The sequence below is a fragment of the Methylomonas rhizoryzae genome (assembly GCF_008632455.1).
Taxonomy (GTDB): domain Bacteria; phylum Pseudomonadota; class Gammaproteobacteria; order Methylococcales; family Methylomonadaceae; genus Methylomonas; species Methylomonas rhizoryzae.
Genome location: NZ_CP043929.1, coordinates 2,958,581 through 2,978,938, shown reverse-complemented (window position 1 = coordinate 2,978,938; position 20,358 = coordinate 2,958,581). Strand labels below are relative to the sequence as shown.

The window sequence follows — 20,358 nt, the reverse complement described above, 5'->3', positions numbered from 1 at the left end:
CGCCTCAGCCGTGGGGAATGCCGCCGCTGATCACCAGCGCGAAGATGAAGGCGAATACCGCAAAGCCTTCTACAATCGCGGCCGGCACGATGGACAGGCCGAATATTTCCGGCTTGGCTTTGGAGGCGTGAATGGCCGCTGCGCAACATTGGCCTTGGTACATCGCGCACAGCATCAGGGCCAGGCCGGCCAGGGTACCCACGGAGAACAAGCCGGCGGCGTTTTCGGCCGTGACCGGGCGATTCAGCGTGAACATCACCACGATGCCGAAAATGGCTTGCGACGACGGCATGGCGGATACGCCGATATAGCGGCCGTGCCCGGATTCGGTATCCAGCAACGCGCCTATCGCCGCTTGGCCGGCTATCGAGCAGCCCACCACGCTGCCGACCGAGCTAAGCGCCATAGGCGCGTACAAGCCTATCCATCCCAATACCAGTAACAATTCAGCCATCAGCGGACTCCTTTTTGGAAAAAGCTTTGAACGGGTATCCTTCGTCGGATACGCTCCAGTTGTAAAACTCGATGAAATTCAGGCGCAAGCCGTGCACCATCCCGCTCAGCAAGCACAAGGCCAGATTCAAGCCGTGACCGAACAACAGGATTAATATGCCGAACAACAGGCCGGTGCCGGGCAATTGCTGCATGATTTGCCCGGCCAGCCGGTTAAAGGTCAAGGCCAGCGAGGCACTGGCCAAGCCCAATGCGAATAAACGCATATAGCTGAGCACGTCGCCGAACAGCTGGCTGATGCGGATCAAGCTTTTCAGCCCGTCCAACACGCGCCAAAGGCCGTCGCGCCAGGTTTTCAGCGCGCGCGGGCTGCTGAATAAAACCAGCAGCGACAATCCCGCAACCATCAGGCTAATGCCGGTGGTGTGCAGCAAGGGCAGGGGTTGTAGGCTATCCAGCCAGTACGAGAATCCGCCGCCGGTCAGGGCTATCCAGCCGACAGAGGCCAGCGCGGTCGGCGAATGGCGGTTTTGCCAAGCGCCGATCAGGTTGGCCGACAGCAAATGCAGCACGCCGACCGCGATGGTCAAACGCATCATGCCGTCGAAATCGTTCAAGTCGAACAGTCTTAACTGCGCCCAAATGCTGTCCGGCCGGGGCTCGGCGCCGAAATAGCTGCCGCATAAAATACCCCATAGCAGCGACAACGTGACCGCGACCGCAGCCAATAGGCGCAGGCGGCGACCTTTGCCGGTTTTGCTTAAGCGGCGCCACTTGAACAGCAACAGACCGGCAAAGACCAAGGCGTAACCGGCGTCGGACAAAATCATCGCAAAAAATAGCGAGAAGGAAAAAAATACCGCCGCCGAAGGGTCCCAGCCTTGGTAAGCGGGCATTTGGTAAAAACCGACCAAATCCTCGCCGCCTGCCAGTGTTGCCGGATTGCGCAACAAGGTGGGCGGATTGTCTTGTTCGCTCGGCTCTTCAACCAGCAAGGCTAGGTCGTGGCGCGCGGCAAGCGCGCGGTAATCCTCCACCCGGTCGGCCGGCAACCAGGCTTGCAACACGAATACGCCGGCCGTATCGCGAGTGGCGGCTTGCGCGCGTTGCAGTTCGGCCTGATTCAGGATTTCGTGGCAATGTAGCGTCATCAACGCAATCCAGCGGGTATAGGATTCGCGCTTGGCTTGCATGTCTTCCAGCGCGATGGCCATGTCGTTGCTTTGCTGACGCAATACCGACAACGATTGCGAGCCGGTATGGGTGCGCGCCACCGGCAATTCATTCTCGGCCGGCTCGCCGGCGGAGATGACCACCACGTAGCAACGCAGATTGTCTTGAAACACGGCTTGCCACGGGTAGGGGCATAGCGGCATGCGGCGCATCAAACGCTTGGGGACAATGTAAAACCACAAGCGTTGCCCGCCCGGTAACCCGGTTTCGGGTAACTGAAAATCCCCCCACGGGGTTAATTCTTGAATGCGTTTTTGCAAGCTGTCGTAACGGTCGTGCAAGTTGCGCAACTCGGCCTTTAATTGCAGCACTTCGCCGACGATGCGTTGCAGGTCGAAATCATTGGCGCTTTTGGCTTGATGGCGTTTGCGGCCGGTGGCGTTCAAGAAGCGGAGCGCTTCCATCATGTCGGCGACCGATTGGCCGGGCGCGTTGCCTTCGGTTTGCGCTTCGAACGGAATCAAATGCAATTCGCCCAAGGCTTGCAATTGCTGCAGCACCCGGACCTTGTCCGCTTGCAAGCCGCAAAAGCTCAGTTTTTTCAACGCGACGATAGCCATTAGCCTAGTGCTTCTTCGCGCAATTGTTTGGTGATTTTGGCCCGCACCACGTCGGCCCGCTCGGCGTCCGACAAAAAAATGCGGATCTTGCGGATGTTGGTTTGGGTTTTAGGGATCAGTACTTTGTCGAACAGATTGACTTTTTGCGTCACTTTCTTCACCGCCAGTTCCAATAGTTGCAAGCGTTGTAAGTCGATGCGGTAGCGGCATTGCAATTCCAGCATGGCGCCGAGCTGCGCCACTAAGGGGTCTACCCAATGCGGTTTTAAATACGGCGAATAATGCCGATGCGTCAATACCACCCGTTTCAACACCGGTAAATTCAGTCCTACCAGGTTTTCCTGCGCGGTTTGCACCTCGCTGACGCCGACCATTTCCTGTAACTCGATGTCGCGGTTGGCTAGCATAGGCAGGGTTTGGGCAATCCACTGGCGGCAGCGCTCGATTTCCAGCCGAGTCTGTTCCAGCTGTTGGTGACCCTTGACGCGTTCGGCCACCAGTTTTTGCCGTTTCAGTTCCAAAGACGGCAAATATTGCCGGTAGCGGCGCAATTTGTCGCTCTCCTTGTGCAAGGTGGCTTTATTGAGCGACAGCTGCGGCATGGGCGGATTTAGGGAAGTATTTGTCGATGAGCTGTTGCTTCATCAGCAATTCGTTTTCGGAAAAGCATTCGGCCAGGGTTTGCCAACTCAAATCCAGGGCGTCTTCCAAGCCTATGGAAACCTGGATGTCCATGAAGCGCCGGCGAAACAGTTTGCCGAATTTCAACAGCTTGCGATCGTAATCCGACAAATCGAAGGCCATGGCTTGTTTTTGCTCGGCGTCGTTGGCGGCGGCGTAAAAGCGGATCATGGTATTCATGATTTGGGCGTGGTCGTCGCGGGTGACTTTGCCGATGACGTGTTGCTTCAAGCGAGATAAGGAACCGAAAGGGTCCAACACGCCGTCGTGCAGATAAAACTGGCCTTCGGTGATATAACCGGTATTGTCCGGCACCGGGTGGGTGACGTCGTTGCCTGGCATCGTGGTGACCGTCAGCACGGTGACGGAGCCTGCGCCCTTGTAATCGCAGGCTTTTTCGTAGCGGCGGGCCAGTTGCGAGTACAAATCCCCCATGTAGCCGCGATTGGACGGCACGTGTTGCATGGAAATGCCGATTTCCTTCATCGCGTCCGCATACGCCGTCATGTCGGTCATCAACACCAATACCCGCTTGGCTTCCTCCACTGCGAAACGTTCCGCTACCGCCAGCGCCATGTCCGGCACTAAAAGACGCTCGACGATGGGATCGGAGGCGAGATTGCAATACATCACGGTGCGGGCGAATACCCCGGCGTTTTCGAATTGGCTGCGAAAATAATGATAATCGTCGAAGATCAGGCCCAGGCCGGCGAACACCACGATGTCGGCGTCGGCTTGAATGCCGATTCTGGCCAAAAAGGCGTTGTAAGGTTCGCCGGCCACCGAAAATATCGGAATTTTTTGGCTTTCCACCAAGCAATTGAACACGTCTATCATCGGCACGTCGGTGCGAATCATTTTGGAAGCCAGCACCCGTTTCATCGGATTGACCGACGCGCCGGTAATGGTGACCTTGGGATCGGGCAGCAGCTCGGAGCCGCCATCCATCGGCCGGCCTGTCCCGTTGAAAATGCGGCCCAGTATGTTGTTGGAATACGTGACTTGCTGGGCGTGGCCTAAAAAGCGTACCCCGGCGGCAGTGGAGACGCCGCGGGTGCCGGAAAACACTTGCAGCGACACCTTGCCGCTGTCGATTTTAATGACCTGTGCCAACGAATCGCCGCCGTTAGGATCTTCGACACTGGCCAAATCGCCAAAGCGGGTGCCGGTGCCGCCCTGACCTGCGGCGTCGATGTCGACGGTAATGATGTTGCCGACGATGGATAAAATCCGGTGGTGTTTAATCAGGTGTTCTATCATCCAAACCTCCATTTGGCGCCTTATCCAGGCAAGCCTTGCGCCTCTAGTGTAGGAGAAATATTGTTACAGATGTTAAGGCTGCTCCTGCAATCGGACATTAGGCCGGAAGTTTTGCTCGTATCGATAAAAACAAAAAAGCCGCCAAAACGGCGGCCTTTGCCTGGATTTACATGCCAAATGCGGCAGGTTTTAGGAGTCGTCCGTCCGCTTCGCCAAGTTTTCCAAAGTTTCCAGCGTGTCGCGAAAACTTTCGGCTTGATCGCAACGTACCGTGGCATGCGCGACTTTGCGGCCTTTGCGCGGCGCCTTGTCGTACAAATGCAGGTGAACGTTGGGCAGGTTCAGCAATTGGCTCGTCTCGGGCAGGCCGCCGATGAAGTTGACCATTGCGGCTTGGCCGCGGTTGCGAGTGCTGCCCAGGGGCACATCCAAAATAGCCCGTAGATGGTTTTCGAATTGGCTGGTTTCCGAGCCTTCTATACTCCAGTGCCCGGAGTTGTGTACCCTGGGTGCGAATTCGTTGGCCAGTAGTTCGCCGTCGACGTCGAATAGTTCCAGCGCAATTACCCCGACGTAATTCAATGCTTCCAACAAACGGCGAACCTGGTTTTCTGCCTGGGCTTGCAAGGGGTCGGCGCTGCAAGCGCTGGCCACGCGCAATATGCCGCCGCGGTGGCGGTTTTCCGATAGCGGATAAAAGGCGATGTCGCCGGACGGACGGCGGGCGGCGATGATGGATACTTCGCGGTTGAAGTCGACGAAGCCTTCGACGATGGCCGGTGCGTCTTGCATCGCTCGCCAGGCGGCTGCCAAGTCGTCGGCCGATTTCAGCACCACTTGGCCCTTACCGTCGTAACCCATGCGCCGGCTCTTCAAGATTGCGGGGTAACCGATTTCGGCTATCGCGTTTTGCAAGTCCGCCAGGCTGGCTATAGGCGCAAAAGGTGCGGTGCCTATGCCCAGTTCCCGGAAAAAGTTTTTTTCCAGCAAGCGGTCTTGAGCGACCGCCAACGCATTGGCCGGCGGGTACACGGTGGTGTGGCTGGCCAGGAATTGCGCCACCTGTGCCGGGACGTTCTCGAATTCGTAAGTTACCACGTCGGCTTTTTCGGCCAGTTGCGCCAACAACTGCGGGTCGTCGTAGGCGCCGAGCAGATGCTCGCTGATCGGGCCGGCGCCGGCGTTAGGATCGGGATCGAGCACCACAAACTTCAAACCCAGCGGGTAGCCGGCCAGGGCCAGCATGCGGGCCAACTGGCCGCCGCCTAAGATGCCGACTTTCATGCCGATACCTGCCTTGGATCCGGGTTGGCGAGGACTTGTTCGGTTTGTTGTTGCCGGTAAACCTCGAGGGCCGGACGGTAGTGCGGATGCTTGTTGCCGATAATCGCGGCGGCCAGCAGCGCGGCATTGATCGCCCCGGCTTTGCCTATCGCCAAAGTCCCGACCGGAATGCCGGCCGGCATTTGTACGATGGACAGCAAGGAATCCATGCCATTTAACGCCTTGGATTGCACCGGTACGCCCAGCACCGGCAGCGCGGTTTTGGCCGCCGTCATGCCCGGCAGATGAGCCGCTCCGCCGGCGCCGGCGATGATGACTTCCAAACCTCTGCTCTCGGCCTTTTCCGCGTAGTCAAACAGCTTGTCCGGGGTGCGATGCGCGGACACGACTTCCACTTCGTGCGGAATCTTCAAGTGTTCTAAGGTTTGCGCGGCATGTTGCATGGTGTCCCAATCGGATGTGGACCCCATGATGATGCCTATCAATGCGGTCATGCAAGCTCTCCGGTATTGCCAAACAGAAAAGGAGCGGAATTATCGCATATCGGGAAGTTTTTCCATGCCGGCAAATTTACCATTGATTATTCACCGGCCGGGTTTGTTGGTAAGATAACCCTTCGCAATTTACGAATTTTCCGAGAGCAACCGACGGCAAGCCCGTCGCTGCGCTCGCTTGCCTAAAACACCCCGATATGGACCAATCAATCGAGTTCGACCTGGATCTGATTCACCGCTACGATAAATCCGGACCGCGCTACACCTCGTATCCGACCGCGTTGGAGTTGCACGAAGGTTTCGGCGACGCCGAGTATCGCGCTTATATCGACCAGTCCAACGCCGCCGGCGGACCGCTGTCTTTGTACTTTCACGTGCCGTTTTGCGATACCGTTTGTTTTTACTGCGCGTGCAACAAGATCGTCACTAAGAATCGGGCGCACGCGGCACCTTATCTGGATAATGTGTGCCGGGAAATCGCCATGCAGGGCGCGTTGTTCGAGCCTAGCCGCAAGGTCGCTCAGTTGCACTGGGGTGGCGGTACCCCGACCTTTTTGAACGACGAACAAATGAAACGCCTGATGGATACCACCCGCCGCTATTTCAACTTGTACGACGACGACAGCGGCGAGTATTCCATCGAAGTCGATCCGCGCGAAACCAACGACCGTACCATCGCCTTGTTGCGCGAATTGGGTTTCAACCGCATCAGTCTCGGGGTGCAGGATTTCGATCCGGCGGTGCAACAAGCGGTCAACCGCTTGCAAAGCAAGCAGCAAACTTTCGCAGTGTTGGAGGCTGCCCGTAACGAAGGCTTTAGCTCCACCAATGTCGATTTGATTTACGGTTTGCCGTTGCAAACCGAGGACACGTTCGCCCGTACCTTGGATCAAGTGCTGGCCCACGCGCCGGATCGTTTTTCCGTCTTTAACTATGCGCACATGCCCAGCCGCTTCAAAACTCAGCGGCAGATCAACGACGCCGATTTGCCGTCGCCCGCGGCTAAATTGGATATTTTGCAGATGGTCGGCAAAAAGTTGACCGAGGCCGGCTATGTCTATATCGGCATGGATCATTTCGCCAAACCGGACGACGAACTCGCCGTGGCGCAACGGGAAGGCAAGCTGTACCGCAATTTTCAAGGCTATTCCACCCATTCCGATTGCGATTTGGTCGGCTTGGGCGTGACCTCGATAGGCAGGGTCGGCGACGCTTACATGCAAAATTACAAGGAATTGGAACACTACGACCTGGCGATTAGCCAGGGCAAGCTGCCGGTGTTTCGCGGCGTGGAACTGGACGCGGACGACAAATTGCGCCGCGCGGTGATCACCCAATTGATTTGCCATTTCGATCTCGACTTCGGCAAGATAGCGCAAGATTTCGGCATCGATTTCGATGCTTATTTCGAGGGCGAATTGGCCAAGTTGGAGGTTATGCAGCAAGACGGCTTGCTGGCGCTGGATAATGCCGGCATTCAGGTATTGCCGGCCGGAAGACTGTTGATCCGCAATATCTGCATGGTGTTCGATAAATATCTGGCTCAAAAACAGCAGCAGTTTTCCAAAGTTATTTAAGCAGCTGTTTATCAGCGCTACAGTGTAAAGACGGATTTTCGGAACGTATGCTAACAAATCCACTGGTGTCCATCGTCATGCCCAGCCTGAATCAGGCGGAATTCATCCCGCAGGCGGTGGCCAGCGTGCTTGAGCAAAGCTGGCGGAATTTGGAGTTGATAGTCGCCGACGGCGGTTCTACCGACGGCAGTTTGCAATGGTTACGCGAGCGGCAAGCTAAAGACGGCCGATTGCGCGTGTATTCCGGTCCGGATACCGGCCCGGCCCATGCCTTGAATCAGGCGCTGCAGCGGGCCAGGGGGACCGTCATCGGTTGGTTGAATTCCGACGACGTGTATTTGCCCGGCGCGGTCGATAGAGCCGTGCAGGCGTTCGGCCGCCACCCGGACTGGTTAATGGTGTACGGCCACGGCCAGCACATCGATGCCGGCGGCAAGGTGATCGAGCTTTACCCCAGCAAGCCCGCCGATACCCCGGCGGCCGAGTTCGAATTCGGCTGCTTTATTTGTCAGCCCAGCGTGTTTTTCCAAAGAAGCTTGTATGTGTTGCTGGGCCGCTTGGACGAAGGCTTGAAAACCGCATTCGATTTCGACTACTGGCTTAGAGCGTTTACCCGCGTGCCGGAACGCATCGGCTTTATCGATGCGCTGCAAGCCCGCTCGCGCCTGCATGCGGAGTGCATTACGCTTCGACTGCGCAGCCGGGCAACGGCGGAAGGCATGCTGTGTATCAAGCGTCATCTGGGCGTAGTAGCGCCGCACTGGGCGGCCGCCTATTTGAACGGTTTGGCCGATCAGGGCCTGGAGGGCGAAGCCTTGGCGCACCGGCATGCACAGCTGCTGGAGCAGTTAGCCGCCGTCGCTACGGCGGAAGAATTAAAGGCTTTGCAGCCCATTGTCGCCGCCTCAGTTGCGCCTATGATGCAAGCGCCGCAAGTCGTACCGCCAACGCGCGAATTCGACGAAGCCGGATACTTGCAACGTTATCCCGACGTGGCGTTTGCGGTACGAAACGGTCATATAAGCTGCGGCCAAGCGCATTTCGAACAACACGGCCGCCAAGAAGGGCGGGAAGCACGGTGGTTGAATGCTTGAGGTAAAACAATTGATTTTGGATTTGCGCATCGATTTACGCGAAACCATGCAGTTCGGTTTGCCGGAAAATCGCGACGCCTTCATGGGCTGGCTGATTACTTCCGGGCTTTCCGAGTACAAAGCCCTGCGGGAAAATCCCACGCTGATCGGTGCTTGGCTTAACGAAACCGAAGCGAATCCTTATTCGTTGACGCCACTGCAATATCTGTTGTGGCAATGGCGCGGCGATTTGCAGGCCCAATTCCCGCTGCCGCGGCAACGCAAAGCCTACCTGGATTGGTTTTATAGCTTCGGGGTCAGCGAATACGGCTATTGGGACGTGTTGGCCGGCAACGAACAACGCTTGATCGACCGGTTGCCGGAACCGGGTCGCAGCCAGGTGCTGTATGCGATAGCGCGGCAACAAATTCCACCGGTCGAATCGGCATCCTTTTCCGACCGGGAATTCGGCGTTAACGTCATCGGTTATGCATTCGGCCAATTAGGCATAGGCGAAGACGCCCGGATGGCGGCGCGTGCGTTATTGGCGGCAGACGTACCGATGGCTATGCTGAATTTTGCCCCGGGCGCGGACATCGCCCAAAACGATACCAGTATGGCCGAGTACGTGACCGGGCAGGGCGAATTTGCCTTCAACCTGTTTTGCATGACCGCGGAAGAGCAGGGCCGTTATTTTCTGGAAAACGGCAGCCAACAACTCGACGGCCGCTACAACATCGGCTATTGGCCTTGGGAATTGGGGCGCTGGCCCGCCGCCTGGGAACAAATGCTAGCCTTGGTAGACGAGGTTTGGGTCTCCAGCCGGCACACCTATCAGGCCTTAGAGCCGGTTTGCAACAAGCCCTTACATTGGATGCCGATGGCGGTGGACATTGGCAGCGTAACAGCCTTTACCGACCGGGCCGCAGCGAGAAGGCATTTCAATTTGCCGGAAACCGCAATCCTGTTCTGCTTTTCATTCGATTTGAATTCGTATGTGGCGCGTAAAAATCCGCAGGCGTGCGTCGACGCCTTTCTAAGCGCTTTCGACAGCGGCGATTTCGGTGCCGACACGGTCGGCTTGGTGATTAAAGCCCATCAACCCAAACAACAAAATCCGGCTTGGGAGCGTTTGAAAAAACTTGCAAAACATGACGATAGGATACACATCGTCGAAACCACCTTGCCCCGGCCGGATTTGCTGGCTTTATACCAGGCCTGCGATTGCTTTTTGTCTCTGCACCGTGCGGAAGGGTTCGGCCGCGGCTTGGCGGAGGCCTTGCAACTGGGCTTGCACGTCATTTGTACCGGCTACTCCGGAAACGTGGATTTCTGCAAGCCCCCGGCGGCCGATTTGGTCAACTTTTCGCTGGTTGAGGTCGGCTGCGACCAATACCCACACGCCCACGGTCAGGTTTGGGCGGAACCGGATATCGCCCACGCGGCTGAGATGATGCGTCGGTTTGCCGTAGCCGAATCCGGCGGTGCCCGAATGCAATGGCCGGAATTTTCGCTTGCAAAAGTCGGCACAAATTATAAAAACCGGTTGCAGCAAATTTTTTTGGAGCGGGCCGTATCGGCCAGTCAAAACGGCCAAAACTGAACCGGGCATGGTAAAATGTCCATCTCTGCCGCATCAGGCATGGGGTAAAGTCGCTTTTCAGCAAGCGGTAAGCGCCTAATTCCTTTCAAAAAGTCCCGGTAGCTCAGTAGGATAGAGCAGTCCCCTCCTAAGGGACAGGTCGGACGTTCGAATCGTCTCCGGGACGCCAATTAAATCAATTGCTTAGTGTTGTTTTGGCTGGTCTTTGTTTTGTCAATGATCCACTGGTGATCCACTTGGAAATAAATACCCCAAATAACTATCGAAAAACCACGGTATTGCGAGAAGGTGGCAAATGCCCAGAATCGGCGACCACGCTAAAGCCAGTGACCAAAACCTACGATTTGTCGGTTTTGAATTTCGTCTTTATTCACGGCGCGGGAATTTGAGGCGGGGCAAAGACCTTCCCGTTCCATCTTTGTACTGAGCGGAACATTCCGCTGAGTCAAACCGCCGATTTCGCGGTTTGACTTTTCATCCTCGTCGACAATTCCTTGTTCTGGGCCGTCTTGTAGGCCCGGGGCGCGGTCACAATGCGGCTTTACTGTTTTGACCAGACGCGCCGCGCCCGGTTAGCTTCACGTTATGCATTTAAACGAGATCTGAAATGCCAAAAGGTACTCTGATATTTTTCTGCGGGAAGATGGGGGCTGGAAAATCAACTAAGTCCAAGGAAATCGCTTTGGAAAGGAATGCTGTATTGCTATCCGAAGATGAATGGCTGACGTCTATATACCCCAATATGATTGCTTCACTAGAGGACTATGTTAAATATTCTAGCCAGATCAAGCCTCCTATTAAAAGGCTAGTGCAATCAATATTAAATACTGCCACAGATGTTGTTATGGATTTCCCGGCAAATACTGTTTCACAAAGAGAATGGTTCAGGGAAATTTTCTCAGAGGTGGAAGCTTGTCATCAGTTGATATATATCGATGTTTCTAATGAAATATGCCTCGAACAGATCGAGAAAAGACGTATAGAGCAACCTGAGAGGGCAGCCACTGATACAGCGGAGATGTTCGCTCAGGTGACGAAGTATTTTGTTGAGCCAGCAGCTGAAGAAGGCTTTAACACAATGAGAATTGGTAACAATGCATAACAATGCCATAAACTCGGACCGCAAAAAGTGCCGCTGCGCTCTGCTTTTTACGTCCGGTTATGGCGGGCGTTGGGCCTCGAAGATATGACTCGCGACACGAAAGGATTTGGTCCACCTGAGAGGGTGTACGTCGAGAACGAGTGGTATGACGGACCACGCGCGGGTGTCGCGGACATCAACGGGTTACCTCAGCGATTCAGGTCCCTATTCGACGAAGCAGAAGACGAATATCTTGGAACCTTCGTGGTCTGGCCAATTGACGCGGAGTCTCTGCAGCTAGAGATTGAACAGTGGCGCATCTTTGTCGAGTGGAATGCTCTGTACGAGTCTGGTCAGGCGAAACTTGAATCACATCCGGGTCATGGTGGCGTCAACCGAAGATGGGACGAGATAAACGAGAGGCTAAAGGAAAGCAGGGATCGAGTGCCTGGGAATGCCCAGCGCGCCCAAGTTGAAGTTGATCAAATTGATCGCGAAAGCCGTTATGAACCTAGCGGCCCTGACTACATGCTGCGATGGCGAATTCTGTGACACATCGCGGCCCAACAACGAGCTGCAGCCGACGTGCGAAGACGCACGCGGCTGGGCGCAGGCGTCAGACTCTCATGAAAACCGCCACATGCGGGTCTGATGTCTGAACGGCGGAAAGGTAAAACTTGGAGGAAGCATGCGCGAGCAAATTGCAGTCGCCCCTATGCAATGGGCACCAATCAACTATTTACAAGATGTAGAGCCATTGAATGACCAAGACTCTGAATGCTTGGCGGAAATCAGGGAAGTATTGAAAAAGCACGGGAAGTTGGATCGTTTCGCTTTGTACCTGGTGCATAAGCATTTCGACCTAAGTGAGGACGAAATTCTTTGTGAATACACGGATCCGGAAAGCCGTACCCTAACAATGATCCCAAAGAATAAAATGGAGATTCCGGGGCACGTCGAAACTACATGGATGCTTAATGAAATTGGCCCACTCACTGCTTGCATTTACGCCTGCTACTGGCCGTTATGCAAAGCTTCACATAATGGCCGATACCGAGAATTGCTCCCAATCAACTTTTGCACATAACAGCTCACTGGCTGGAAACATAATAAACCAACCAACTTTTGCTCAATACGGAGTGATTTAAAAATCGGGTTAGGGCTAATTTCCAACCCTGAATACACATAGGTAATTTTACATCCCTCAGCGCATTCGCGTTTGATCCGTATCGTCGGGTACAGAACCAATATGACCATAGTAAATCTGACAAGCTTACCGGAACATCTTCCCACCTTAGCGGCCTGGCACCAGGCGGAATGGGCCGAACTGAACCCGGGCCAAAGCTTGCAGCAACGTATAGGAAAAATGCAAGCCTATTTGCACGGCGACGCGGTTCCCGCCACCTACCTCTATTTGCATGATGGCGAATTGGCTGGCTCGGCGGCATTGATTGCCTGCGATATGGATACCCGCCCGGAGTTGACGCCCTGGCTAGCCAGCGTGTTCGTAGCGCCGCCGTTTCGTAATCAGGGCATAGGTTCGCAATTAGTCAGGCACGTCATGCAGCAAGCCAAAGGCGCCGGCTTCGAACGGTTGTATTTGTTTACCCCAGACCGGGCAGCCTTTTACCGGCGCCTGGAGTGGCGGGTTTTGCAGCAAGAGTTGTACCGCGGACACGAGGTGAGCGTCATGCAGGCCGATTTGCTGGCACCGAAGTAAAGTCGCAATTCCAAGGCTGTTGGCTTAATCGTGGATAGCCAAGCTATCGCGCACGCAACGCAACGCCGCTTCGGCAGCGCCGTTTGAATGGCTGTCCTCGGTAAAGTCGCCGGCGAAACACACGCGGCCTTGCGGTTGCCGCAGGCTGTCCGATAATGCGTCGAAGCGCGAGCGGCCTATCGGCCATGCCGCTATGGCGCGCGGATGGTAGCGGTGGAAAACCATTTGTTTTATGGAAGCCGCGAAGCCCGGCCACAAGGATTCGAAGGCATCGGTCAATGCTTGTTTGGTTTCGTCCGCCGTTAGCCCGCGCGAATTGAAGCGTTCGGCGTAGTTGCCGGTTATCAAAAGATTCAGCATCGCGGTGTTGCTGTCGCCGCCGTGACCGCCGTAAATGACCCCCAGCGGGCCGTCGCTCAAGATCGGCAAAACGTCGATGTCGTTTACATGCCAGAAGCGGGAAGCGGCTTTATCGACCTGCACGTGGGCGGTGAAGTAAGCGCCGCTTGCTTGGCTGGCGATCGCTTGCCGGCGTTCGGCGGTCAACGGTGGGGAAAACTGCAGGTCGGCCAGCCGAAATAACGGGATGGCCAGGATAATCCGACCGCCGTGAAATGTGTGCTGGCTAAAATCGCTTTGATCGACCGAGATCGCTTCAACGCCCTTCTCATCGGCGCTGACGTGGGTCACCAGTTGGTTCAGGCGAATCGAGCCGCGGCCTATCGCGTCTGCCAATGCCAACGCAGCGCGTTGATTGCCGCCGACGACATGGTAGGGGGTTACTCCGTCTCCGGAAAACAAATGCCATTCGGCGATGCCGTCCAACGCGCTGATTTTTTCCCAAGACACTCCGTATTCCGGCTCCGTTTCGATGCGTATCATGTCTTGCAGCGCACTCGGCAACCCGCTGCCGCGCACCCAATCGGCAAACGAAATTTGTTGAAGATCCAATAATTCCCGGGTTAGCGGGCGAGTTTGCAATTGCCGGTAAAGCTGTGCCATGCGTGCGTCCCAGGCGCGAAATGCCGGCACCTGTTGCGCCCCGGCGAATGCGCCGACGAATTCCGAATTGCTATCCTGAACGAACGGAACCAAGCGGCCTTGGTGGATAAAGCTGGAAAAGCCGCTGTACGAGGTTTCCAAAGGGACGCCGAGTTCTCTGAAAATAGGGATCGCCGGATTGTTATCCCAGAATTCTTCCAAGCCGAGTTCCGCGTACCGGCCGTTTTCATACTGTGCGGTACGGATGCGTCCGCCGACGTGGGGCGTCGCTTCCAGCAATAATACCGAGCGGCCGGCTTGTTTGAGCCGGTAAGCGGCGGTCAAACCGGACAAACCGGCGCCGACGATCAGCACGTCGGCTTCGGCTTCGCTCGCTACAGCCGGCGCGCAATACCACAAGCGAACCGTCAGGGTAACGACGAGCAGAGGTTTCAACCGCAAATTCATAACCTATGGCAACGCTTGTGAATAGAAGTATGAAAGTTTATAAGCAGTATATGGCAACGATGTGAAACGCAGTCTTCTGCAGCGTGTCGTCCCTTGGGTGTGTCATCCGGCTGTCATCTGCCGTCGCTAAGCTCGGCGCTCGGCTTTCTAGCGAACATAATTATGGCTTTTTCGACTCAGTTAAACGGAAAAAACTACCATTTCGCAAATTTGCGGACATTGCTGGCAAAAGCTTCGCCGCGCCGAGCCGCCGACGAATTGGCCGGCTTGGCGGCCGAATCCGAAGTGGAGCGCGCTTTAGCGCAACGCTTGCTGGCTGAGGTGCCGCTTTGCCGTTTCATCGAAGAGCCTTTGATTGAGCCGGAACGGGACGAGGTAAGCCGCCTGATTTTCGAACAACAGGATTCCGCGGCGTTTAAGCCGCTGGCGCTGATGACGGTCGGCGAATTACGCGAGCATTTGTTGACCGAATCCACCGATTTAACCGTTTTGACCGCCGCGCTAACGCCGGAGATGTTGGCGGCGGTCAGCAAACTCATGCGCAATCAGGATCTGATCGCAGTCGCCAAACGCAGGCCCGTAGTCAGCCGCTTTCGCAGCACGGTGGGCTTGCCGGGCAGGCTTTCCACCCGCCTGCAGCCCAACCATCCGGTCGACGACAGCAAAGGCATCGCCGCGGCGATACTGGACGGCTTGATGTACGGCAGCGGCGATGCGGTGATCGGCATCAATCCGGCTACCGACAATCTGCACAACGTGCGCGGTTTGCTGCAGCTGCTCGACGAATTGATCCAGAGCCAACACATTCCCACCCAAGCCTGCGTGCTCAGCCACGTCACCACCAGCATGGCCTTGATGCAACGCGGTGCACCAGTCGATTTGGTGTTTCAATCCATCGCCGGTACCGAGGCCGCCAACGCCGGTTTCGGCATCGATTTAGCCTTGCTGCGCGAAGCTAAAGCGCTGGCCGAAAGTCTAAATCGAGGTCCGGACGGCGCGCAGTTGATGTATTTCGAAACCGGGCAAGGCAGCGCCTTGTCCGCCAACGCCCATCACGGCGTAGATGCGCAAACCTGCGAGGCCAGAGCGTACGCGGTGGCGCGCGAATTTCAGCCCTTCCTGGTCAATAGCGTGGTCGGTTTTATCGGCCCGGAATATTTGTACGACGGCAAGCAAATCATCCGGGCCGGCCTGGAAGACCATTTTTGCGGCAAGTTGATGGGCTTACCGATGGGTTGCGACATTTGCTACACCAATCATGCCGAGGCCGACCAAAACGACATGGACAATTTGTTGACCCTGCTCGGCGTTGCCGGCTGCAACTTCATCATGGGCGTGCCGGGCGCGGACGACGTGATGCTGGCTTATCAAAGCACCTCGTTTCACGACGCCCTGTACTTGCGCCAGGTGCTGGGTTTGCGGCCGGCGCCGGAGTTCGAGGCTTGGCTGGAACAAATGGGAATTTTCGACGGCGAAAACCGTTTAGCGGACAGGCGCTTGCAGACACCGTTGTTGCAAGGCTTTTCGGACTTGGTGGAGCACGCTTCGTGAACGATCCTTGGCAGGTATTGCGCCGATATACGCAAGCCCGCATCGGTCAAGGCCGGGCCGGTTGTGCGCTGCCGACCGCCGCACAACTGGAGTTTCAACTGGCGCACGCGGCTGCTCGAGATGCTGTGTTGCAAGCGTGGTCGCCCCAAGCCTTGGCCGAATCGGTCGCGGCCATGGACATGCCTAGCCTGATTTTGGCTACCCAGGCCGGCGACCGGCAGGTTTATCTGCGGCGGCCGGACCTGGGCCGGCAATTGGCAGCCGAGAGTCATCAGCACTTAGCGGCTGCAAAGGACAAGCTGTTACAACCGGTTGACGTGACATTGATCGTCAGCAACGGCTTGTCGACCAGCGCGGTCGAGGCGCACGCGCCGGGTTTGTTGCAGGCCGTATTACAGGCTTACCGGCAAGCCGGTTTGCAAATTGCCCCATTGTGTTTGCTGGCGGACGCGCGGGTGGCAGTTGCCGACGAAATCGGTGCGCTGCTCGGCGCCCGGCTGGCGGTCATCGTGGTCGGAGAGCGGCCGGGGCTGAGCGCCGCCGACAGCTTGGGCATTTATCTGACTTACGCGCCGCAGCCCGGTAAAACCGACGCCGAGCGCAACTGCATTTCCAACATCCGCCCGCCGCACGGATTGAGTTACGCCGCGGCGGCGGCCACCTTGCGTTATTTGTCCGAAGCGGCGCTGCTTAAGGGTATTTCCGGCGTCGCGCTGAAAGACGATATGCCGCCGGCGCTAGTAGCGGGCGATACGAAGTTGATAGCGGCCAAGCCTTAGCGCGTTTGGGGCGGACTCCTATTCGACGGCTAAACCGTTGAACGCGTGACTACCGGTATTAAGCGGATTCATTGACGGCGGCAGCGGTACTCCGCCGCGATTTACAAGCCGCTATCCGCGGCAAAGTATTTCTCATCGGTAACGTTGGTAGAGCCGATACACCGCCAAACCCTGTAAGCCTGCGGGCGATTGCGTAGCGATTTTCGGACTAAGTTACGCTAGAAAATTGCGGCAGCCCGGCACCCGCACTGCTCGAGTCGCGTTCCGAATGCCGGACGGAGAGGATGCGGGAGCGGCTAGCATGGCAATCGTGCCATCGGCATTCGGCGCAGTTTGGATGATATACAGTCGGGAAAAAGTCTTGCGAATCAAAAAATATTGTGGCTACACAGGTTTCGTAGTAGATATACGGAACTATCTAAGTACTAGGTTTCTTTATCTCTTCACTGCTTATGAAATCCAAAAACCTCATTTTGAGTACAAGTGCTGGTGCCGCCGTTGGCACACTTGGAGGACTTATTGGCCTCGGAGGTGCCGAATTCCGTCTTCCTCTTCTCATTGGGGTCTTTGGTTATTCCGCTTTGCCGGCAGTCATCCTCAACAAGGCCATGAGCCTCGCCGTCGTTGCGTCCGCTTTGCCCTTCCGCGCATCGTCAGTTCCGTTCCAACAGTTGCTTGAACACGCCAATATCATCTTTACTCTTCTGGCTGGCAGTCTTGCCGGGGCGTGGTTCGGTGCCGATTGGGCAACAAAACTGAAGTCGCACGTTCTCTATCGTGTGCTGGCCGTACTCTTGGTGGTAATTGCGTTTGTCTTGGTCTTTGGTCACGGCACGTCTGCTTCTTCGGCAGTGTCGCTTACCGGGATGCCGCTAGTCATTGCTGGCGCTAACGCCGGTTTTGGCATTGGCGTTGTTGCCTCACTCATGGGGGTCGCTGGCGGCGAGTTGCTTATTCCAACCATCGTGTTGCTCTTTGGTGCCGACATTAAGCTCGCTGGTAGTCTTTCGCTTGCCGTAAGCCTGCCTACGATGATTGTTGGTTTTTCACGTTACAGCCGAGACCAAAGTTTTTCCGTCATTCGCACTGAGCGCCGTTTCGTCGTGTTCATGGTGGCGGGGTCGTTCTTGGGCGCATTCATTGGCAGTCAGTTGCTGGGCGTTATTCCAACCCATATCTTGCTTCCGCTGCTGGCTGGTATTTTGTTGCTCTCAGCGGTAAAGGTTTGGAACCACGCATGAGCAGCCCTTTCAAGGTGTCAACTCAGTTTGAGAGGTGGTGCCGAAAAATTGAACAACCGATTAAGTGAAAGACCTGCTACTTTTGAACGTCCGTAAGGACAAAGCAATGGAGCAGAAGATGTCTAAAAAACCGCGAAGAAAACATTCACCGGTCTTCAAAGCCAAAGTCGCCCTGGCGGCCTTGGCGGGCGATAAAACCTTGGGGCAGTTGACCCAGGAATTCGAGGTTCATCAAAATCAGATTGTCGATTGGAAGAAGCAGCTGAGCGAGCGGGCCGCCGAGGTGTTTGGGAAGCCCGCGGAGCCGGAATCGCCACCCGTCGATCTGCAAGCCCTACACGCGAAAATCGGTCAACTGACATTGGAGAACGATTTTTTAGAAGGCGCGCTCACCCAGGCGGGATTGCTGAGCGCAAAGCGATGATCGACCGTCAATCCAAATTGCCGATTGGTCGGCAGGCCAAGCTATTAGGCATCAGTCGCGGCAGTGTGTACTACCTGCCCAAGCCGGTTCCGGAGCGCGAATTTGACATCATGCGCCGACTCGACGCACTGCACCTGAAACACCCATTCATGGGCGCTCGCCAGTTACGGGATCAGCTGAATCGGCAAGGCATCCCGATTGGCCGCAAGCATGTGAAAACCTTGATGGCGAAAATGGGCATCGAAGCCGTGTACTGCAAACCCAATACCAGCAAGAAGACGCCGGGGCATGAAATCTATCCCTACTTGCTGCGGGGCATGACCATCAACCGTGCCAATCAGGTCTGGGCGCTAGATACCACCGACATCCCGCTGGCCAAAGGATTCGCGTATTTAACGGCGGTCGTCGACTGGGCCACTCGCAAAGTCCTGGCCGCCAAGGTGGCGATTACGCTGGAAGCCTGTCATGCGGTGGACGTGCTGGAACAGGCTTTCAAGCGCTACGGCAAGCCGGATATCGTCAACACTGACCAAGGCAGCCAGTTTACCGCCAAGGCGTTTGTCGATGCCGTGAAAGGTCAGGGCTGTCTGCTCAGTATGGACGGTCGGGGTGCTTGGCGGGATAATGTCTTTGTTGAGCTCCTATGGCGATCGGTCAAATACGAGCGGGTTTACCTGCATGCCTACGATTCCGTCGGCCAAGCCCGCGCTTCAATCCTGGATTATTTCGAGTGGTACAACCACGAACGACCGCATTCCAGTTTGAAACGAAAAACGCCTCATCAGGCGTATAACGATGGGGTGCCAACCCTCAAGTTGGCCGCCTAAACCATGGCAGGGATTTCACTTTAAATCATCGATTTACTGTTCAAACCAATGGGGCCACTTCTATGGAAAGCCAAATTGTATTGAATATTTTTGGTTAAAAGATGGGTTGCCCGCTTATGAAACTTGCACCGATGTTGTTAGCTATTAAGAGTTCTAACCAGCGGGTCAACTTGACCGGCCAAAGCTACGCTCCTATCGTCGCTACGCTTTTGCCATCAAGTTACCCTTATCGTTAGGCGCAATCAGGAGGACTTGATGAATCAGCGTTTCACCATACTCGTAACAGCACATTTGGCGTTGTTGTTAAGTCTTTCACTCAATGCTCAAGGCGCAGAGATCACAGTTTGTGGAAGAAAATAAGCCGGTCCAAGATCAAATCCTATCCTTGTCGAGCCTTATTTTGATCGACAACCACAAGGCCCCGCAATACAATCCCCTTACTATGAAGAATAACCTGGAAGCTAGCCTTAACAAGGGCGGTTTAGTTCAACAACATTTATACGTCATGCTCTACATGACGTATAAATGCTTATAAGTTATGCGCGGCACCTCCAGGACGATGTTTAAAATTTTTCCAGCGATTTTTATAGCTTTTATTCTGGCTTTACTTCCAGTGCAAGCTGTCTTGGCCTGTAAATGTGCAAGTGGCGAAACAGAGCAAAGCCGATTTAACAAAGCCGACTATGTGGCGCATGTAAAAATCACTGTCTCAGAAATTAGGGATGCTAGTGAATTAGAAAATGCTAATTCTGACATCATTGATATGGCTGATGGGGAATATGTCCGCGTCTCTTTCGAAGAAAAGGAAATATTTAAAGGAAAAAAGTTTTCTCCAAATTTCCTAAAAGAATTACCCTTCACCAATGGGAACTGCATGCTGGACCTTCGGCCCGGCTGGGAATATGTGATTTTTATTAGCAAAGAATCAAACGGGTTAGTAGGTAATTGCTCTGGTTCGTTTTCTTTATACAACACCAATGATGCATCGACCAAAATACAGCAGCTAAGAGAATGGGCGAAGGAAAAAAGGTAAATTCGCATGACGCGGCGCTCAAAGGGACGCTTCGC

The 20,358-nt window shown here is 55.3% G+C and carries 19 protein-coding genes and 1 tRNA gene; 13 read left to right on the top strand and 7 right to left on the bottom strand.

From position 1 onward, the window contains the following. Positions 1–4 precede the first annotated feature (4 nt). The 6 genes from F1E05_RS13290 to purE form a co-directional block, all read right to left on the bottom strand. Entirely contained in the window at positions 5–454 is a 450-nt protein-coding gene (locus tag F1E05_RS13290; RefSeq protein WP_150049215.1) for an ATP synthase subunit C, read from the bottom strand. Further along, the gene (locus F1E05_RS13285) at positions 447–2,246 is read right to left on the bottom strand and encodes a V-type ATP synthase subunit I (protein WP_150049214.1); all 1,800 of its coding nucleotides are present in this window, start codon (positions 2,244–2,246) and stop codon (positions 447–449) included. The genes F1E05_RS13290 and F1E05_RS13285 overlap by 8 nt, the downstream gene beginning before the upstream one ends. Continuing rightward, positions 2,246–2,848, bottom strand: a complete 603-nt coding sequence (locus F1E05_RS13280; protein ID WP_150049212.1) for a V-type ATP synthase subunit D — start codon at positions 2,846–2,848, stop codon at positions 2,246–2,248. Before F1E05_RS13280 ends, F1E05_RS13285 begins: the two co-directional genes overlap by 1 nt. Next, entirely contained in the window at positions 2,826–4,187 is a 1,362-nt protein-coding gene (locus tag F1E05_RS13275) for a V-type ATP synthase subunit B (RefSeq protein WP_150049211.1), read from the bottom strand. Before F1E05_RS13275 ends, F1E05_RS13280 begins: the two co-directional genes overlap by 23 nt. A gap of 189 nt (positions 4,188–4,376) precedes the next feature. Then, a complete protein-coding gene (locus F1E05_RS13270; protein ID WP_150049210.1) occupies positions 4,377–5,471 on the bottom strand; it encodes a 5-(carboxyamino)imidazole ribonucleotide synthase in 1,095 nt (364 codons plus the stop codon). Beyond that, entirely contained in the window at positions 5,468–5,965 is a 498-nt protein-coding gene (gene purE, locus F1E05_RS13265) for a 5-(carboxyamino)imidazole ribonucleotide mutase (protein WP_150049209.1), read from the bottom strand. Before purE ends, F1E05_RS13270 begins: the two co-directional genes overlap by 4 nt. Positions 5,966–6,162: 197 nt before the next feature. Here purE and hemN point away from each other — a divergent pair, with 197 nt between their 5' ends. The 8 genes from hemN (at position 6,163) to F1E05_RS13225 (ending at position 13,019) form a co-directional block, all read left to right on the top strand. Continuing rightward, positions 6,163–7,542 carry an oxygen-independent coproporphyrinogen III oxidase gene (gene hemN / locus F1E05_RS13260; RefSeq protein WP_150049208.1) on the top strand — a complete coding sequence of 460 codons (1,380 nt, stop codon included), beginning with the start codon at positions 6,163–6,165 and terminating at the stop codon, positions 7,540–7,542. A 47-nt stretch (positions 7,543–7,589) separates the two neighbouring features. Next, positions 7,590–8,636: a glycosyltransferase family 2 protein gene (locus tag F1E05_RS13255; RefSeq protein ID WP_150049207.1), complete on the top strand. Its 1,047-nt coding sequence runs from the start codon at positions 7,590–7,592 to the stop codon at positions 8,634–8,636. Then, complete coding sequence (locus F1E05_RS13250; protein WP_150049206.1) at positions 8,629–10,218, top strand: glycosyltransferase; 1,590 nt, start codon at positions 8,629–8,631, stop codon at positions 10,216–10,218. Before F1E05_RS13255 ends, F1E05_RS13250 begins: the two co-directional genes overlap by 8 nt. 92 nt (positions 10,219–10,310) lie before the next feature. Next, a tRNA-Arg gene (locus F1E05_RS13245) sits at positions 10,311–10,387 on the top strand. Between the two features lie 438 nt (positions 10,388–10,825). Next, positions 10,826–11,320 carry an AAA family ATPase gene (locus F1E05_RS13240; RefSeq protein ID WP_150049205.1) on the top strand — a complete coding sequence of 165 codons (495 nt, stop codon included), beginning with the start codon at positions 10,826–10,828 and terminating at the stop codon, positions 11,318–11,320. Positions 11,321–11,404: 84 nt separating this feature from the next. After that, on the top strand, positions 11,405–11,851 hold the full coding sequence (locus F1E05_RS13235) for a hypothetical protein (RefSeq protein ID WP_190303138.1): 447 nt from the start codon (positions 11,405–11,407) through the stop codon (positions 11,849–11,851). Positions 11,852–11,987: 136 nt separating this feature from the next. Continuing rightward, the gene (locus F1E05_RS13230; protein ID WP_150049202.1) at positions 11,988–12,386 is read left to right on the top strand and encodes a hypothetical protein; all 399 of its coding nucleotides are present in this window, start codon (positions 11,988–11,990) and stop codon (positions 12,384–12,386) included. A gap of 162 nt (positions 12,387–12,548) precedes the next feature. Next, entirely contained in the window at positions 12,549–13,019 is a 471-nt protein-coding gene (locus tag F1E05_RS13225) for a GNAT family N-acetyltransferase (protein ID WP_150049200.1), read from the top strand. A 24-nt stretch (positions 13,020–13,043) separates the two neighbouring features. Here the strand turns inward: F1E05_RS13225 and F1E05_RS13220 are convergent, their stop codons facing one another. After that, positions 13,044–14,468 carry a flavin monoamine oxidase family protein gene (locus tag F1E05_RS13220; RefSeq protein ID WP_150049198.1) on the bottom strand — a complete coding sequence of 475 codons (1,425 nt, stop codon included), beginning with the start codon at positions 14,466–14,468 and terminating at the stop codon, positions 13,044–13,046. A 162-nt stretch (positions 14,469–14,630) separates the two neighbouring features. Here F1E05_RS13220 and F1E05_RS13215 point away from each other — a divergent pair, with 162 nt between their 5' ends. The 5 genes from F1E05_RS13215 (at position 14,631) to F1E05_RS13195 (ending at position 20,323) form a co-directional block, all read left to right on the top strand. Then, positions 14,631–16,019 (top strand): ethanolamine ammonia-lyase subunit EutB, encoded by a 1,389-nt coding sequence (locus F1E05_RS13215; RefSeq protein WP_150049196.1) that lies wholly within the window; start codon positions 14,631–14,633, stop codon positions 16,017–16,019. Then, positions 16,016–16,798, top strand: coding sequence for an ethanolamine ammonia-lyase subunit EutC (gene eutC / locus F1E05_RS13210; protein ID WP_150049194.1), 783 nt, complete (start codon positions 16,016–16,018; stop codon positions 16,796–16,798). Before F1E05_RS13215 ends, eutC begins: the two co-directional genes overlap by 4 nt. A 452-nt stretch (positions 16,799–17,250) precedes the next feature. After that, positions 17,251–18,039 carry a sulfite exporter TauE/SafE family protein gene (locus F1E05_RS13205; RefSeq protein ID WP_150049192.1) on the top strand — a complete coding sequence of 263 codons (789 nt, stop codon included), beginning with the start codon at positions 17,251–17,253 and terminating at the stop codon, positions 18,037–18,039. A gap of 118 nt (positions 18,040–18,157) precedes the next feature. Beyond that, positions 18,158–19,290, top strand: a protein-coding gene (locus tag F1E05_RS13200; protein WP_232056652.1) for an IS3 family transposase whose coding sequence is annotated in 2 segments (ribosomal slippage) — positions 18,158–18,419 and positions 18,419–19,290 — 1,134 coding nt in all. Because the reading frame shifts where the segments join, the coding sequence is not laid out codon by codon here. 538 nt (positions 19,291–19,828) lie between these two features. Then, a complete protein-coding gene (locus F1E05_RS13195) occupies positions 19,829–20,323 on the top strand; it encodes a hypothetical protein (RefSeq protein WP_150049190.1) in 495 nt (164 codons plus the stop codon). Positions 20,324–20,358: the final 35 nt, after the last annotated feature.